Source organism: Flavobacterium enshiense (assembly GCF_040750275.1).
Lineage (GTDB): Bacteria > Bacteroidota > Bacteroidia > Flavobacteriales > Flavobacteriaceae > Flavobacterium > Flavobacterium enshiense_B.
In genome coordinates this window covers 18,142-34,966 of the sequence record NZ_JBDOCV010000017.1, presented here as the reverse complement: position 1 = coordinate 34,966, position 16,825 = coordinate 18,142, and the positions used below count along the sequence as shown (strand labels likewise).

The window sequence follows — 16,825 nt, the reverse complement described above, 5'->3', positions numbered from 1 at the left end:
TTACTACATATTTCTTCGATACTGACCACCTACTTCAAACAAAGCTGAAGTGATTTGCCCTAACGAACAATATTTAGTAGCATCCATCAATTTCTCGAAAATATTCTCATTCTGAATCGCCGCATCCTGAATGATTGCTAAATGTTCTTTCACTTTATCAGCCTGTGCTTGGTGTAAGTTTTCAAGCGTTACGATCTGGAACTGCTTTTCTTCTTCCGTAGCACGGATAACCTCAGCAGGCACCACCGTTGGCGAACCTTTAGAACTTAAGAAGGTATTCACGCCAATAATCGGGAATTCTCCGGTATGTTTCAACGTTTCGTAATACAACGATTCTTCTTGGATTTTTGAGCGTTGGTACATTGTTTCCATGGCTCCTAAAACACCTCCTCTTTCCGTGATTCGGTCGAATTCCGCTAATACCGCTTCCTCTACTAAATCGGTTAATTCCTCTATGATAAACGAACCTTGAATCGGGTTTTCGTTTTTCGCCAAACCTAATTCCTTATTGATGATCAACTGGATTGCCATCGCACGACGTACCGATTCTTCCGTTGGCGTTGTAATCGCCTCGTCATATGCATTGGTATGCAATGAGTTACAGTTATCATAAATCGCATACAAAGCTTGTAACGTTGTACGGATATCGTTGAAATCGATTTCCTGAGCGTGCAACGAACGTCCTGAAGTTTGGATGTGGTATTTCAACATCTGTGCTCTTTCATTCGCGCCGTATTTGTTTTTCAAGGCTTTTGCCCAAATCTTACGTGCCACACGACCGATTACAGCATATTCCGGATCGATACCGTTGGAGAAGAAGAACGACAAGTTCGGACCAAAGTCGTTAATACTCATTCCTCTACTTAAATAATATTCCACGTAAGTGAAACCATTCGCCAAGGTAAAGGCTAACTGCGTGATTGGATTAGCTCCAGCTTCTGCAATGTGGTAACCCGAAATCGAAACCGAATAGAAGTTACGAACGTTTTTCTGAATAAAATATTCCTGAACGTCACCCATTAAACGAAGCGCGAATTCCGTAGAGAAAATACAAGTGTTTTGCGCCTGATCTTCTTTTAAGATATCCGCCTGAACCGTTCCACGAACCTGCGCTAACGTTTTTACTTTAATATCTGCATAAACGTCCGCCGGTAAAACCTGATCTCCGGTTACACCCAAAAGCATTAATCCTAAACCATCGTTTCCTTGTGGTAAATCTCCATTATAACGAGGCCTTTCGGTTCCTTTAGCTTTATAAATCGCATTGATTTTCGCTTCAACCTCAGCTTCTAAACCATTCTCTTTGATATATTTTTCACAGTTCTGATCGATAGCCGCATTCATGAAGAAACCAAGTAACATCGGCGCCGGACCGTTGATGGTCATGGAAACCGAAGTCGCCGGGTGGCTCAAATCGAAACCGGAATATAATTTTTTAGCATCGTCCAAACAACAAATAGAAACTCCGGCATTACCGATTTTTCCGTAGATGTCCGGTCTGTGGTCTGGGTCATTTCCGTATAAAGTAACCGAGTCGAACGCTGTCGATAAACGTTTTGCCGGCATTCCCAAGGAAACATAATGGAAACGACGGTTGGTTCTTTCCGGACCACCTTCACCTGCAAACATACGTGTTGGATCTTCTCCTTCACGTTTAAACGGATACAATCCGGAAGCAAACGGGAATTCACCCGGTACATTTTCCTGTAAGTTCCATTTTAGGATATCGCCCCAAGCCTGATATTTAGGCAAAGCCACCTTCGGAATTTGAGAATGCGATAACGATTCGGTATGCGTTTGGATTTTGATTTCCTTGTCACGCACCATGAACGAATAAATCGGGGTTTTGTATTTGTTTACTTTCTCGTCCCATGTTAAAATGATTTCCCAGTTGTACGGGTCTAAATTCATTTTCACGCGGTCGAATTCTTTGGTAAGCAACGAAAGGAATTCCTGCTTTTCAGGTAAATGATTTAAGGATTCCTCAACAATTCCTGATTTATCGATTTTTGGAACTCTTCCGGAAACCGTTTCGATGGTCTTGAAGATTCCGTATAATTTTTGAGCTACATCAACTTGCGATAATGCCGTCTCATCATATTTTCTGTTGTTTTCTGATATTTCAGATAAGTAACGAGTTCTGTGCGGTGGAATCACGAAAATTTTCTCGCTCATCTCACGGGTAATCTGGAACGTCGAATGCAAATCGATTCCGGTCTTCTCTACAATTTTGTCCATGATGGATTTGTAAAGCGTGTTCATCCCCGGGTCGTTAAACTGTGAAGCAATCGTCCCGAAAACCGGCATTTGTTCCGGATCTACATCCCATAAATGATGGTTGCGCTGATATTGTTTTTTCACATCGCGAATTGCATCCAAAGCACCGCGTTTGTCGAATTTGTTCAACGCTACCAAATCAGCAAAATCTAACATGTCGATTTTCTCCAACTGGGTTGCCGCACCAAATTCCGGCGTCATTACATATAACGAAACATCGGAATGCTCCAAAATTTCTGTATCGGATTGGCCAATACCTGAAGTTTCCAACACGATCAAATCGTATTTGGCTGCCTTCAATACTTCAATAGCTTCCTGAACGTATTTTGACAAGGCTAAATTTGACTGACGGGTTGCCAACGAACGCATATAAACACGAGGATTATTAATCGCGTTCATACGAATACGGTCTCCTAACAAAGCTCCACCTGTTTTACGTTTGGAGGGGTCAACCGAAATAAGTCCAATGGTTTTCTCAGGGAAATCGATTAAGAAACGACGCACCAATTCATCCACCAAAGACGATTTACCAGCACCACCTGTTCCCGTAATTCCAAGAACCGGAGTTTTGCTGTCTTTATTTTTCTCATAGATAGCATCCAAAGCTGGTTTTGCCACTTCCGGAAAATTTTCAGCCGAAGAAATCACACGGGCAATCGCCGTTGGATTTTTATCTTCCAAATGATTTACTTCTCCATTTAAGGTATCACCAACCGGATAATCGGCACGCATCACCAAATCGTTAATCATGCCCTGAAGCCCTAATTCACGACCATCATCCGGAGAATAAATTCGTTCGATACCGTACTCGTGCAATTCGGAAATTTCAGAAGGAAGGATTACTCCACCTCCACCGCCGAAGATCTTGATATGACCTGCCCCTTTTTCATTCAGCAAGTCGTACATGTATTTAAAATATTCGTTGTGCCCCCCTTGATACGAAGTCATTGCAATTGCATTGGCATCTTCCTGAATTGCCGTATTCACTACTTCTTCCACACTTCTGTCATGGCCTAAGTGGATTACCTCAACACCGGTTGCCTGAATGATTCGGCGCATGATGTTAATCGCTGCATCGTGTCCGTCGAATAACGAAGCTGCAGTTACAATTCTAACTTTATTTTTGGGTTGATATGGTTGTTGTTGTTCCATTTTGGGTAATAAATTTGAGGCTGCAATTTACGCATTTCTTAAAAAGTAACGGCTTAAAAATTAAATTCTTCTACACAAAAAATCAAGGTTTTGTAACAGAATACCATTTGAATCGTCTTGCTTTAATTCCCTGTCGGTTTTCAATGGGAAAAATCATCATCAAAATCAAAAATCAATCATGAAAAATGTTTTTTTTCTTCTTTTCGGCCTTTTAATTTCAATAAATGCCAATTCGCAAAACAATATTTTACAGTATCAGTTAGATTTCACAAAACAACATCAAAACTTGTTACACATCAAAAGTAATCTGGATTTAACCCAAGCTAAAAACCGCTTTTTCATGATTACGCACGGCTCGGAGAAAAACCCGGAAGGTGAAGCAAAATTTATAAAAAATCTAACCGTAAAAAACACAAAAGGGCAAAAACAGGAAATCAAATATCTGGGCGAAGGCACATGGGAAGTTCAATCAAAAACTTCCGGCATTTTCAATGTAGACTATGATATTGCGCTAGAACACAATACGGAAAATTGGGATCATTGTGGTGGTGTTGACGAAGTGGCTTACAAAACTCCCGAAGGCTTATTTTTTACAGGATATTCTCTTTTTATGGCTCCGGATGTTGCTTCTTTGGGCGACTTCAAAAACGTAACGGTTGCTTTCACTTTACCTAAAAACTGGAAAGCTTCCACGCCTTGGATCAAAACGCCAAAAAGAAATCATTTTATAGTGAATGACGATTTACGTTTCCTTTTGAACAACTGTATTTTTGTTGGAACTCATCATGAAAAGGAAATCAAAATTGGCGATTTCGAGCTGCTTTTTGCACTTGGAAAAACAATGCAACCTTCTGAAAAAGACTTCATAGAACTGATGCAACCAATCATCGAATCGACCACCAAAGTCTTCAAAGGTTCACCCAAGAAAAAATACTTAATCGTGGTGAATGAAAACAATGTCATGACCGATGGTGGGGCGTTCCGGAACAGTTTCAGCCAAATCATCAAAGGAAAAGTAAACAAAAACAGCCGTACGAACTGGGGGCACATCATGGCACACGAAACCATTCATTTGTGGAACGGTCATACGCTAACGCCGAAAGAACAGGAAGAATGGTTCAAAGAAGGCTTTACCGATTATCTGACCAATATCTTATTAACCCGTAATAAAATTATTGACGAAGCCACGTTTTACAAACGCTTTGAAAATGTAATTACCAAATATAATATTGCCCGTGATTTGATGCAGAATAAAACCAGTATTCAGCAATCCGGTAATAACAAAGACCAAAACCGTTATTTGGTGTATGGTGGTGGTGAATTAGTCGCATTAGGCTTGGACATCGAAATCCGAAAAGCAACCAACAACCAAAAAAATTTAGATGATTTGTTTGCCATGATGTATGAAGAATTTGGAAAGACCAATATCCGCTACGAGCTAAAAGACATTATAGTGATTTCCAACAAGGTTTCCGGCAAAAATCTACAGTGGTTTTTTGACGATTATGTGACTGGCATTAAACGCATTCCGGTTGTTGAATATCTTGCCGAAATGGGATTGCAATTGGACGGCTATCTTGAAGATGTTTACATCACACCAACTGAAAACCCAAGTTATCAGCAACTGCAATTCAAAAAAGGAATTTTGGGAATATAAAATTTTTTATGAATTTTGAGGAAGAAACGTAAACTGATAAACCTGACAATCAATCTCAAAAATCACTTTGGTCCAATACGAGTGTGCCATCTGTTCGGTAGGATACCAGTGTCGGTTTAGGGAAGAAACAATAAACAACCCGTGATCATCACCCAGTACGGAAAAATTTTCCCTTTTGGGTTGTTTTACGAAGTAATCAGAACCATACATAAAATTAATTTCATCACAAAAAGTCAAAACATCTTCAACAGCAAAACCGACTTCACTAATCTTGAGAAAGGAATTGGCACCAAAGGATTCATTACAAATATTGAGTAAATCATACCGCACAATGCCCTCCAAAATATTACCATTGTTATCGTAGAAGTAAAACGATTTGGCATTCCAATTGCTAAAATCCACAATGAATTTGTCTTTTTCATACGGAATCAACTCGGCTTTACTTCCCACCCATTCCAAACCCGCTTCCAACTGATTTTCAGGAATATCAAAAGCGAAATGATAAACCGGATTTTCAGCCGCGTCGGATTTATGAAACCAAAGTCGGGAAACCCCTACTTCAAAACAAAGAAGTTCATCTGTTTGTTCCACCAACTTAAAACCCAATTTTTCTTTATAAAAAAACTCGGTTTGTGAAAGTGAATTGGTTAACAGATGAACTTCTGAAATTTGCATAAACCTTATTTTAAGCTAAATCAAAACGATCCAGATTCATGACTTTGTTCCAGGCTGCCACAAAATCAGTTACGAATTTCTTATTAGCATCGGAGCTTGCGTACACCTCAGCAATAGCTCTTAATTCGGAGTTCGATCCAAAAACCAAGTCAGCCCGGGTTCCGGTTCCTTTTAACTCACCGCTGTTTCTGTCGCGACCTTCAAACATTTCCTGATGTTCATCTGTTGCTTTCCAAACCGTATCCATATCCAGTAAATTGACAAAGAAATCATTGGTAAGCGATCCCGGGTTTTTGGTAAATACACCGTGTTTGGAATGGTCGTAATTCGTATTTAAAATACGCATCCCTCCAACTAGCACCGTTAATTCCGGAGCTGAAAGGGTTAACAATTGCGCTTTGTCTATAAGCAGTGCTTCGGTAGACACTGCATATTTTGCTTTAAGATAATTTCGGAAACCATCTGCTTTGGGTTCTAAAACAGCGAAAGAATCCACATCAGTTTGTTCCTGCGATGCATCCATCCGACCCGGTGCAAAAGGTACTTTTACGGAATGTCCGGCATTTGCAGCAGCTTTTTCTACAGCGGCACAACCTGCCAAAACAATCAAATCCGCCAAAGACACTTTCTTATTCCCGGATTGCGACATATTGAATTCACTCTGAATTTTTTCTAAACCATCCAATACTTTTGCTAATTGCGTCGGATTGTTTACTTCCCAATATTTCTGAGGTGCCAAACGAATACGGGCTCCATTAGCACCACCACGCTTATCAGAACCTCTAAAGGTTGCAGCTGAAGCCCAAGCAGTGGAAACCAATTCCGAAACGGAAAGCCCGGAATCCAATATTTTTGCTTTTAACGAAGCAATATCATTTTCATCAATCAATTCATGATTAACGGCCGGAATCGGATCTTGCCAAATTAATTCTTCTGTTGGGACTTCACTTCCTAAATAACGTGAAAGCGGCCCCATATCGCGATGGGTTAATTTAAACCAGGCGCGAGCAAAAGCATCGGCAAACTGATCGGGATTTTCATAAAAACGTCTCGAAATTTTCTCATAAGCAGGATCAAATCGCAACGACAAATCTGTGGTTAACATTGTAGGAGCATGCCTTTTAGAAGAATCGAATGCATCAGGAATGGAGCCAGCTCCGGCTCCGTGTTTTGCAATCCACTGATGTGCTCCGGCAGGACTTTTAGTAAGTTCCCAATCGTATCCGAATAAGTTCCAGAAAAAGTTACTGCTCCATTTAGTAGGCGTACTGGTCCAAGTTACTTCAGGACCTCCAGTTATCGCATCGGCTCCTTTACCAGTTCCGAATTTACTTGCCCAACCCAAACCTTGCATTTCTATACCAGCCGCTTCCGGTTCTGGCCCTACTAAAGCAGTATCACCGGCTCCGTGGGTTTTCCCAAAAGTATGTCCCCCAGCAATCAGCGCTACGGTTTCTTCATCGTCCATCGCCATACGGGCAAACGTTTCGCGAATGTCTTTTGCAGCGGCTATCGGATCAGGATTTCCGTTTGGCCCTTCCGGGTTTACATAAATCAATCCCATTTGTACAGCGGCTAACGGGTTTTCCAAATCGCGTTCTCCCGAATAACGTTTATCGTCCAACCAAACATTTTCTGACCCCCAGTAAACATCTTCTTCCGGCTCCCAAACATCTTCGCGTCCACCGGCAAAACCAAACGTTTTAAAGCCCATGGATTCGAGCGCTACATTCCCGGCAAGAATCATTAAATCGGCCCAAGAAATTTTTTGTCCGTATTTTTGTTTGATAGGCCAAAGCAATCGGCGTGCTTTATCAAGATTGGCATTATCCGGCCAGCTGTTAAGTGGCGCAAATCGTTGTTGTCCAGCTCCCGCACCACCTCTACCATCTCCAATCCTGTAGGTTCCGGCACTGTGCCACGCCATACGGATAAATAACGGGCCATAATGTCCAAAATCCGCAGGCCACCAGTCTTGTGAATCAGTCATTAAATCGGCGAGGTCTTTTTTAACGGCTTGTAAATCCAGACTTTTGAATGCTTCGGCATAATTAAACTTTTCGCCCATCGGGTTAGAAAGTAACGAATGTTGCCGTAAAACATTTACTTTTAACTGATTAGGCCACCAATCACGATTTTTAGTTCCGTTACCGGCTGCATTTTGATTGCCTGTGGCGCCAGAAAAAGGGCATTTCCCATTGTTGTTAGTGCTGTTTTCCATATTTTTAAAATTATGTTTGAATAATGATTCTTTCAAATACAATCAATTAGTTGCAAATCAAAAATTTACACCTTTAAATTTAACTAAAATTACGCAATTGAGAAAGAGAAATCTGATAAATCAAATTGATTGTTTTTATTTTTTCATAATCAAAAACTATTTAACTTATAGCAGTATCATTTTATAAGTCTCACCACGAATACACTAATTACCCTTACATACTTCGAACACAATAAAAAAATAAAACAACCCTTTTTTGTTTTAAAAAATTATCAATCAAATTAGTATGTATATATTCGGGACATTTGTGAGTGATTTTCTTATATCTAAACAATTAATTAATAATTTTTGGCATCATGTTTGCCTATCTTTGAAAAACAAAACATACTTACACATGAAGAAGATTATTTTACTTATCGTTTTTATTCCCTTTTTAGGATGCGCAGAAATGCAACAGGTAATCGATCAGTTACCACAAACACAAGGTATTTTATCACAAACTGAAATTTCATCGGGTTTAAAAGAAGCTTTAAACAAAGGAATTGACAAACAGGTTGTAAAACTGACCAACGTGGATGGTTTCTATAAAAACGAAATGGTAAAAATCCTGCTTCCGGAAGAATTAAAGAAAGTAGACAAAACCCTGCGCGACGTAGGAATGAGCAAATTAGCCGATGAAGGTTTAAAAGTAATGAATCGCGCTGCTGAAGATGCCGTAAAAGAAGCTACTCCAATTTTCGTAGACGCCATAAAAGGAATGTCGTTTAACGATGCCAAGAATATTTTAATGGGAGACGATCGTTCAGCGACTACCTATCTACAAACCACAACGTCATCCGCTTTGTATACCAAATTCAGTCCGGTTATTAAAAATTCGTATGCAAAAGTGGGTGCGGATAAAGTTTGGAGTCAGATTATCACCAAATACAACAGTATTCCCCTAGTTAAAAAAGTAAATCCCGATTTAACGGATTATACCACTAACAAAGCCATGGAAGGTGTTTTCAAAATGATTGCCGTCGAGGAAAAAGATATTCGCAATAATTTAGCAGCCAGAACTACAGACTTGTTGAAAAAAGTTTTCTCGTTGCAAGACACAAAAGCAAATTAACTTTTTAATTTTCAATAAGATACAAATAACAATTCCTTAACACTAAGTGTTGAAAATTTATCGGAACTTTGTCTCATAATAAATAGTTTCTCATTTGGTTAGGGTTAGTTAAAAAAGAATTCCACGCTTTCGGGCGTGGTTTTTTTTAATCTGAATCAAGAGTCACTTTTACTATTTAACTTTATTTTCACGGTATTTCAAGCTACGGATAGTACTTTTGTCCCATAATTATTCTAGGCAGATACGAATTTCCACACCTACTGCCTTAGTTTTCTCAGCAATTATGTTAAACAAAAGCCTCATTGCCTTAGCCTTTGGCGGTCTTGCCATTGGAATGACCGAATTTACGATGATGGGAATACTTCCTGATATCGCCAACGATTTAAAAATAGACATCCCCACAGCCGGGCATTTAATTGCACTTTACGCGATGGGCGTTGTGGTGGGCGCGCCAATACTGGTACTTTTCACAGGAAAATATCCGCCGAAAATCGTATTACTCTTTCTAATGCTTTTGTTCGTGGTTTTTAACGGATTATTTGCCATCGCTCCGGAATACAATACGCTGCTGATTTCCCGTTTCATGTCGGGATTACCACATGGCGCGTTTTTCGGAGTGGGTTCTGTTGTAGCGGCTCAATTGGCCGGTAAAGGAAAAGAAGCACAGGCCATTTCCATTATGTTTACCGGTATGACGATTGCGAATTTAGCCGGAGTACCTATTGGTACTTACATCGGACATCACTATTCCTGGCGCTACACCTATCTCTTCATCAGTACATTAGGACTACTTACTTTTATTGCGATTTATTATTGGTTACCGAAAATCGAAGCCAACCAGGACGGTAATCTGTTCGGACAACTGAACTTTTTCAAACGTTGGGAAGCTTGGTTGTTGGTGGCTATCATTTCCATTGGAACCGGAGGGCTTTTCGCGTGGATCAGTTACATCGCACCCATGGTTACGAATGTTTCAAAACTGGATCCGAACCGCGTACCTTTTATCATGGTACTTGTTGGTTTGGGAATGTTCTTCGGAAATTTATTTGGCGGAAAATTAGCCGACAGCATTTCACCCACAAAAGCTGCAATGGCATCCTTTTTAGCCATGGCCCTTTGTTTGGTAGTGGTTTACTTCACCGCACATATAGAATGGATGGCTTATGTTATGGCCTTCATAACCGGTTTGATTGCGTTTACGATCGGTTCCCCTTTACAGATGATGCTGATTACCACGGCAAAAGGTTCCGAAACACTGGCCGCTGCCGCCGGACAAGCGAGTTTCAACATTGGAAATACGTTGGGGGCCTTTTTCGGTGGAATTCCGATTGCTTTGGGATTTGCCTACAACACGCCGGTTTTAATTGGTGTGGGAATGGCCAGTGTTGGCGTAATCCTTTCGTTTATTTTCTTCCGCTTTGTAGTAGTCAAAAAAGGCGTTTAGAGCCTTAGACGCAATTGCTTGAAATAATCGAAAGCTTTTACTAAGCGGCTGCCGTACCAGGAAAACATTTCTCCGTCTACGAAAATTGTGGTGGCGTGATGGGTATGACGCCCTAATTCAAATGCATGTTCATCTTTAAAAGGATACGGCTCCGAAGACAGTAAAACCAAATCCGGATCGCCCTGAATGCGCATTTTCTGGATTACGATTTCCGGATAACGACCTTCATATTTCGGATGATTGTCGTAAATGTTTTCAAATTTGTTCAGCTTCAATAACTCGTTGATGAAATTATCGCCACCGGCCACCATATAAGGATTGGCCCAAATAAAATAAGCTACTTTTTTAGGTTCTTTATCTTGGATGAAGTTTTGAAAATCTGCTAAAGCGAAACGGGTTTTGTCGATCCATTTTTGGGCACTGGTACGTTTGTTGAATAGTTTACCAAAATCTTCAATCATCTGCAGATTGTCTTCAATAGTAATGATGTTCGTTACCCAAACCGGACAGATATCTTTGAGTGATTCTACAATTTCAAGCGTGTTTTCTTCTTTATTGGCAATGATAATTTCCGGATGTAACGCTTTGATTTTATCAATTTTCACCTGTTTCGTTCCTCCCACTATCGTTTTGGTCGATTTGAAATGAAACGGGTGCACGCAAAATTTGGTAATCCCAACGATGCTTTCCTCCAAGCCCATATCGTAAAGCAATTCGGTCTGTGAAGGCACAAGCGATACGATTCGTTTTGGGGTTTCGGCAAACTGATGGGCTGTTCCCATCTGATCTGTATAAATATTCAACGCTTATTCTTTTGAACTGTTAAAACTGATTCCGTTTGGATACATGATGGCAAGCAACACGAAAATCAGCAAAAAATTAAATTCGACACCATTCCTTCCTCCGCCCACAACATACCATCCATCAGGTAAATGCACCATAAAAATCCCAACGACGAGTATAAAAATCGTAACCCATCCCGCCAATTTCAGGTAACGGTTCAATAACAGTAAAACAGCTGTTATCAGATGTGAAAGTTTTATCGTCCACGCAATGGCTAATCCGAAAGGTGCAAAACCCATCGTATCCAAATACAATTTCCCAAAATCATAAATACCATTGTTGAACATCCCGGGAACACAATGCATAATTAAAATTACAGCAACGGAAATTCGGAGCAGTAACGTACTTTTCATAGGTAATGGTTTAAAACTGTACCAACAAATATACTTATTTCAGGATTTCGGCCATTTCCTGTTGCAACTTCAAGGCTTCTTCTCTGGCCTTTGCTGCAAAATCAGTTCCGTTGGACGCGTAAATGATACCTCTTGATGAATTAATCAACAACCCGACATTCTCACTCATCCCGTATTTGCAAACTTCCGACAAACTTCCGCCTTGCGCGCCAACTCCCGGAACCAATAAGAAACTGTTAGGCACAATTTTTCGAATTTCTGTAAAATATTCCGCTTTGGTTGCTCCTACAACATACATTAAGTTATCAGAGTTTTTCCAGTTTTTTGAAGTTTCGATTACGGTTTTGTACAACTCTTTAGCTCCGCTCAATTCGGCTTCGCCTCGGGTTCCTTCTGTTTTAAGAATTTGAAAATCGAACGCGCCTTCGTTAGACGTTAACGCCAACATAATGGTATGCTTGTTTTCAAACGCTAAAAACGGTTCGACAGAATCTTTCCCCATATACGGCGCCACCGTTACCGAATCGAAGTTCAAGTCTTCAAAAAAGGCTTTGGCATACATGGACGAAGTGTTTCCGATATCGCCACGTTTTGCATCGGCAATCGTGAAAATCTCCGGATGCTTTTCGTTGATGTAATGAATCGTTTTGTGTAACGACTGCCAACCTTTTAAACCATACGCTTCGTAAAAAGCCGTGTTTGGTTTATACGAAACACACAAATCGTGCGTGGCATCGATGATCGCTTTGTTGAATTCGAAAATCGGATCTTCGGTTTGCAGTAAATGTTGCGGGATTTTAGTTAAATCGACATCCAAACCAATACATAAAAACGATTTTTTGGTTTGAATCTGTTGTGTAAGTTGTTGTGTAGTCATGCTGTTGTTTTGTGGCGCAAAGTTACAAAGGTTAAGTGGTAAATATCAAAATTTTATAACATTCTGCGGATATTATATAACGCAAACTTTTAACAAGCCCGATAACTTTGTAAGTGAATCTGCCCGTTTTTTTTTAAAACGACAACAACAGAAGCTTATGAAAACACTAACCAACAATTCGCAAATGGCTTACAATTTGTTCTGCTTTATCGCTATTGTTTTCATATTGTATTCACTGAAACCTTTTATTGTGCCTTTGCTTTTCGCTATTCTTTTCAGCATTATGATGTATCCGATTGCGATTTATTTTGAACGACAATGGCGTTTCAACAGGATTGCTTCTTCCCTAATGGTTGTATTCTTATTGGTTATCATTTTCACAGGTTTGTTTACTTTCATTGGTTTTCAGATTAAAGATGTGATTGGTAAATCTGAATTGTATTCCGAAAAATTAAACACCCTAAACCTAGAGATCCTTCAATACACTGAAAATAATTTCGGCATTGATAAAAAACAACTGCTCTCCGATAAAAGTCTGAAAATCGAAAACCTCATCAAAAACAACTTTTCGAAAATCAGTGATTTCATTACCGAATCGGGTGGTTTCATCAGTGATATTTTTCTGGTTCCCATTTACATTTTCTTTTTCCTTTTGTACCGGAAATTCTTTGTTACGTTCATCCATCGGGCTTTTCCGAAAAAGGATAATGCGTATCTGAACATCATTCTGAAAAAGATTTACCAGACGCAACAAAATTACCTCAGTGGTCTTTCCGTTGTCATGCTGATTGTTGCTTTGCTGAACAGTTTTGGGTTATTGCTACTAGGGATTGAAAACGCAATTTTTTACGGTTTTTTAGGGGCATTCCTGCTGTTAATTCCTTACATCGGTATTCTGGTTGGCTCATTACTCCCTGCTTTTATTGCGCTGATTACTAAAGATTCTGTTTGGTATTCGGTAGGTGTAATCGTTGTTTTTGCTTTTGTTCAGGTTATTGAAGGGAATTTTATCACGCCAAAAATCACTGGAGCAAAAATAAGTATTAATGCCTTTGTCTGCATTTTGGCTTTGGTCATTTTCGCCATGCTTTGGGGCGTTGCCGGAATGGTTTTGGCACTTCCGGTAACAGCCACCGCAAAAATAATTTTTGATCAGATTCCTTCAATGAAACCGTATGGTTTTCTAATGGGCGAACCCGATAAAGATTACCTGAGAAGCACCGCCTACAACCGATTGGCGAACTGGAAGAAAATCCGGGCTCAAAAAATGAACCGCATATCCCACTAGTTTTTGTTTTTTATCCGCAACAATTCTGTAACTTTAAGATTATAAAACCTGTTTATGAAAGCATTTCTTAAATTCGACTTCCCCATTTTATCCAAAAAGTTCCTGGAAGAAAAACTGAGTGTGTTTGACGTCAAGTTCAACATCACGGGTTTTGGCGAAGTGGAATTCCTGGAGAACCTTTCGTCTGAAAAACTGGAAGAAATCACAAATTTACTGAACAGTTACGGGGTTGAAGTAATTGAAAATCAAAAAAGCATTTTGGTCCAAAAAATTAAGGATGCCATTGTGGAAATGGTTTTTCAGGAAAATGCGCCCAACATAAAAAGTTCGGTTTACCTTTCTGAAAAACTCAATCACAGTTATGGTTATCTGTCCAATCTGTTTTCCGAAGTGACCTATACTTCCATCGAGAATTTTATCATCCTCCAGAAAATTGAATTGGCCAAACAACTTATCGTAAACAACAAACTGACGTTAACAGAAATCGCCTTTCAGCTGAATTATTCCAGCGTTGCCCATTTGAGTACCCAATTTAAAAACACAACCGGCATTACTCCTTCAGCTTTTCAGCGGATTATTGCCAAAAGACGGGAACTTGCCAATACTAAATAACCCTAATAAACTATCTGATAATGAACAAGGAATACATCTACATTATTTTAGCCGATGACGACGAAGACGACCGCTTGTTTTTTACGGATGCTTTCAGCGAACTGAAAATCAATACTAAAGTAGATACTTTTAAAGATGGTGTGGAGTTGATGCGCTATCTAAACGATCCGGAATCGAAACTGCCAAACGTTCTTTTTCTCGATTTAAACATGCCGAAAAAAAACGGTATTGAATGTTTGCACGAAATTAAAAGCGACGATCGGTTTAAAGATATTGCCATTGCCATTTATTCCACTTCATCGTCGGAAGAAGACATTGAAGAGACTTTTGTGTGCGGCGCCAACATTTACATTAAAAAGCCAAGTGATTTCAATATGCTGAAAAAAGTTCTCTCCGATGTGGTAACCATCAACTGGCAATACCATACTTCCGGATTAAACAAAGACAACTTTCTGCTGCGTTTATAATGTTTAAAAAACGACACATGAAATTCACCAAATTCATACAAACCTCACTGTTTCTCAAAATATTGTTTGTGATTTCCATCGCCGTGATTTTTTTCATTTCCGGGGTTACCTACAAACACTTAACACGACTGTCCGATTCATCGCAGGAAGTATCACACGCCTACGAAATGACGTTACAGCTTGAAAAAATAATGTCGCAGATTAAGGACGCCGAAACCGGAAATCGCGGCTACATTATAACCAAAGATTCTACTTTTTTAGAACCTTATCTGTTTGCACGATTGCGAATTAACACAACATATACCGTTTTGGAGCATCTCACCAACAGCCGACAGCTTCCTAATGAAAATTTAAAATTGCTGAGAGGGCTCATAGACCGCCGCTTCAATCATATGGAAAAATCGATTCGTCTGGCGCAGGAAAACAGAACACTAGAGCTACAAGGAAATTTACTGAAAGGGAAAGTCATTATGGACAGCATTCGGAACTGTATTGCAGACATGGCCAATTTGGAAACAAAACTTTTATCGGTAAGACAGGAAAATTACAAAAACACCTTTTCTTTTACTCCAATTTTTATCTATGTGGTTATTCTCATCGGTTTAATTTTGACGGTTTTGTCTTTCGTGAAAATCAACAGGGATTTGAGTGAACTCAGAGAAACCAACAACCAATTATCCATTGCGAACGAATCGGGCAAAATTGCTGAAATTGTGGGTAATTTTGGGCGCTGGGAATGGGATATTGAAAAGAATAAGTATCGGTTTTCAGACAATCAATACCGTCTTTTGGGAAGCGAGCCAGGTGCATTTGAAGCTTCTCTTGAAAACTTCATAAAATTTATTCATCCCGAAGATTTGGTTTATGTAAATCAGGTAATGAAAAAAATGATGAGTGACAACGATTTGCCTTCCTTCAATTATCGCATTATTAAAGAAGATGGTGAAATCCGTTATTTCAAATCTATTGGCAAATTAATATCCAACAAATCAGGAGAAAAAATCCTGATTGGAACCACCAGCGACATTACAGAAGAATACAATACTACCAAAGCCATTGAGGAAAGAAACCTGGAGCTTGAACGCAGTAACAAAGAACTGACCGCCTTTAACTACGTGGCCAGTCATGATTTACAAGAACCTTTACGGAAAATCCAAACCTTTATTTCCCGTCTGTCCGATAAAGAAACCGACAATTTATCGGAAACCGGAAACGAATACCTGAAAAGAATCATTGCCGCTTCGGGAAGAATGCGCAGTCTGATTGACGATTTGCTTCAATTTTCAAGATCCAACAAAGCCGAAAAGGAATTTGAATTGAACGATTTGAATCTTCTGCTGGAAAATTCCAAACAGGAACTGTCCTCGATCATTGAAGAGAAAAAAGCAGTCATTATAAGCGATACTTTACCGACAATGAATGTCATCCCTTTTCAGATACAGCAACTGTTCACAAACATTATTGGAAATTCTTTAAAATACAGCAAAGCCGATGTGCCGCCGCAAATTTTCATCAATGTTTCTAAAATAAATGCTTCAGAAGAAGAATTACTGCCTGTAAAAAACAATGATCCTTTTTTCCGTTTTACGATTAGCGATAACGGCATCGGATTTGAACAGGATTACGCCGAGCGGATTTTCATATTGTTCAACCGCTTACACAATAAAAATGAATACGAAGGCACCGGTATTGGACTGGCAATCTGCAAAAAAATAGTTGACAACCACCGAGGTTTCATCTTTGCAAGTGGAAAACCAAATGAAGGGGCTGCTTTCACGATTTATCTTCCGGTGAATTTAAGCAATACCTAATCCCAATAAAGAAAACTTCTTTAAAATCCCACTAGAA

At 39.6% G+C, this 16,825-nt stretch carries 13 protein-coding genes; 7 read left to right on the top strand and 6 right to left on the bottom strand.

The window, feature by feature from the left end:
* Positions 1 to 3 precede the first annotated feature (3 nt).
* A complete protein-coding gene (locus ABGT15_RS13350) occupies positions 4 to 3,429 on the bottom strand; it encodes a methylmalonyl-CoA mutase family protein (RefSeq protein ID WP_367231954.1) in 3,426 nt (1,141 codons plus the stop codon).
* A 178-nt stretch (positions 3,430 to 3,607) separates the two neighbouring features.
* Here ABGT15_RS13350 and ABGT15_RS13345 point away from each other — a divergent pair, with 178 nt between their 5' ends.
* Entirely contained in the window at positions 3,608 to 5,086 is a 1,479-nt protein-coding gene (locus ABGT15_RS13345; protein ID WP_367231953.1) for a M1 family aminopeptidase, read from the top strand.
* Between the two features lie 6 nt (positions 5,087 to 5,092).
* Here the strand turns inward: ABGT15_RS13345 and ABGT15_RS13340 are convergent, their stop codons facing one another.
* Positions 5,093 to 5,761 carry a VOC family protein gene (locus ABGT15_RS13340; RefSeq protein WP_367231952.1) on the bottom strand — a complete coding sequence of 223 codons (669 nt, stop codon included), beginning with the start codon at positions 5,759 to 5,761 and terminating at the stop codon, positions 5,093 to 5,095.
* 10 nt (positions 5,762 to 5,771) lie between these two features.
* Positions 5,772 to 7,982, bottom strand: coding sequence for a catalase/peroxidase HPI (gene katG, locus ABGT15_RS13335; protein ID WP_367231951.1), 2,211 nt, complete (start codon positions 7,980 to 7,982; stop codon positions 5,772 to 5,774).
* A 394-nt stretch (positions 7,983 to 8,376) separates the two neighbouring features.
* Here katG and ABGT15_RS13330 point away from each other — a divergent pair, with 394 nt between their 5' ends.
* Together ABGT15_RS13330 and ABGT15_RS13325 are read left to right on the top strand one after the other, a co-directional pair.
* Positions 8,377 to 9,093: a DUF4197 domain-containing protein gene (locus ABGT15_RS13330; RefSeq protein ID WP_367231950.1), complete on the top strand. Its 717-nt coding sequence runs from the start codon at positions 8,377 to 8,379 to the stop codon at positions 9,091 to 9,093.
* A gap of 283 nt (positions 9,094 to 9,376) precedes the next feature.
* Positions 9,377 to 10,537: an MFS transporter gene (locus tag ABGT15_RS13325; RefSeq protein WP_367231949.1), complete on the top strand. Its 1,161-nt coding sequence runs from the start codon at positions 9,377 to 9,379 to the stop codon at positions 10,535 to 10,537.
* On the opposite strand, the gene ABGT15_RS13320 is transcribed toward ABGT15_RS13325, so the two are convergent.
* Genes ABGT15_RS13320 through pyrF form a run of 3 tightly spaced genes read right to left on the bottom strand, consistent with a single transcriptional unit; the run spans position 10,534 to position 12,610 of the window.
* Positions 10,534 to 11,319: an ABC transporter substrate-binding protein gene (locus ABGT15_RS13320; RefSeq protein ID WP_437125370.1), complete on the bottom strand. Its 786-nt coding sequence runs from the start codon at positions 11,317 to 11,319 to the stop codon at positions 10,534 to 10,536. The genes ABGT15_RS13325 and ABGT15_RS13320 overlap by 4 nt on opposite strands.
* A gap of 24 nt (positions 11,320 to 11,343) precedes the next feature.
* Complete coding sequence (locus ABGT15_RS13315; RefSeq protein WP_367231947.1) at positions 11,344 to 11,733, bottom strand: DoxX family protein; 390 nt, start codon at positions 11,731 to 11,733, stop codon at positions 11,344 to 11,346.
* Positions 11,734 to 11,767: 34 nt separating this feature from the next.
* On the bottom strand, positions 11,768 to 12,610 hold the full coding sequence (pyrF, locus tag ABGT15_RS13310; RefSeq protein WP_367231946.1) for an orotidine-5'-phosphate decarboxylase: 843 nt from the start codon (positions 12,608 to 12,610) through the stop codon (positions 11,768 to 11,770).
* Positions 12,611 to 12,767: 157 nt separating this feature from the next.
* On the opposite strand from pyrF, the gene ABGT15_RS13305 reads away from it, so the two are divergent.
* Genes ABGT15_RS13305 through ABGT15_RS13290 form a run of 4 tightly spaced genes read left to right on the top strand, consistent with a single transcriptional unit; the run spans position 12,768 to position 16,788 of the window.
* The gene (locus tag ABGT15_RS13305) at positions 12,768 to 13,898 is read left to right on the top strand and encodes an AI-2E family transporter (protein WP_367231945.1); all 1,131 of its coding nucleotides are present in this window, start codon (positions 12,768 to 12,770) and stop codon (positions 13,896 to 13,898) included.
* A gap of 54 nt (positions 13,899 to 13,952) precedes the next feature.
* A complete protein-coding gene (locus tag ABGT15_RS13300) occupies positions 13,953 to 14,510 on the top strand; it encodes a helix-turn-helix domain-containing protein (RefSeq protein ID WP_367231944.1) in 558 nt (185 codons plus the stop codon).
* 20 nt (positions 14,511 to 14,530) lie between these two features.
* Positions 14,531 to 14,977 carry a response regulator gene (locus ABGT15_RS13295; protein WP_367231943.1) on the top strand — a complete coding sequence of 149 codons (447 nt, stop codon included), beginning with the start codon at positions 14,531 to 14,533 and terminating at the stop codon, positions 14,975 to 14,977.
* A 17-nt stretch (positions 14,978 to 14,994) separates the two neighbouring features.
* Positions 14,995 to 16,788, top strand: a complete 1,794-nt coding sequence (locus ABGT15_RS13290; protein WP_367231942.1) for a CHASE3 domain-containing protein — start codon at positions 14,995 to 14,997, stop codon at positions 16,786 to 16,788.
* Positions 16,789 to 16,825 lie beyond the last annotated feature (37 nt).

Bases quoted from the DNA above. Each gene is read 5' to 3' on its own strand.
- ABGT15_RS13350 (WP_367231954.1), bottom strand. From the start codon at position 3,429: ATGGAACAACAACAACCATATCAACCCAAAAATAAAGTTAGAATTGTA.
- ABGT15_RS13345 (WP_367231953.1), top strand. From the start codon at position 3,608: ATGAAAAATGTTTTTTTTCTTCTTTTCGGCCTTTTAATTTCAATAAAT.
- ABGT15_RS13340 (WP_367231952.1), bottom strand. From the start codon at position 5,761: ATGCAAATTTCAGAAGTTCATCTGTTAACCAATTCACTTTCACAAACC.
- katG (WP_367231951.1), bottom strand. From the start codon at position 7,982: ATGGAAAACAGCACTAACAACAATGGGAAATGCCCTTTTTCTGGCGCC.
- ABGT15_RS13330 (WP_367231950.1), top strand. From the start codon at position 8,377: ATGAAGAAGATTATTTTACTTATCGTTTTTATTCCCTTTTTAGGATGC.
- ABGT15_RS13325 (WP_367231949.1), top strand. From the start codon at position 9,377: ATGTTAAACAAAAGCCTCATTGCCTTAGCCTTTGGCGGTCTTGCCATT.
- ABGT15_RS13320 (WP_437125370.1), bottom strand. From the start codon at position 11,319: ATGGGAACAGCCCATCAGTTTGCCGAAACCCCAAAACGAATCGTATCG.
- ABGT15_RS13315 (WP_367231947.1), bottom strand. From the start codon at position 11,733: ATGAAAAGTACGTTACTGCTCCGAATTTCCGTTGCTGTAATTTTAATT.
- pyrF (WP_367231946.1), bottom strand. From the start codon at position 12,610: ATGACTACACAACAACTTACACAACAGATTCAAACCAAAAAATCGTTT.
- ABGT15_RS13305 (WP_367231945.1), top strand. From the start codon at position 12,768: ATGAAAACACTAACCAACAATTCGCAAATGGCTTACAATTTGTTCTGC.
- ABGT15_RS13300 (WP_367231944.1), top strand. From the start codon at position 13,953: ATGAAAGCATTTCTTAAATTCGACTTCCCCATTTTATCCAAAAAGTTC.
- ABGT15_RS13295 (WP_367231943.1), top strand. From the start codon at position 14,531: ATGAACAAGGAATACATCTACATTATTTTAGCCGATGACGACGAAGAC.
- ABGT15_RS13290 (WP_367231942.1), top strand. From the start codon at position 14,995: ATGAAATTCACCAAATTCATACAAACCTCACTGTTTCTCAAAATATTG.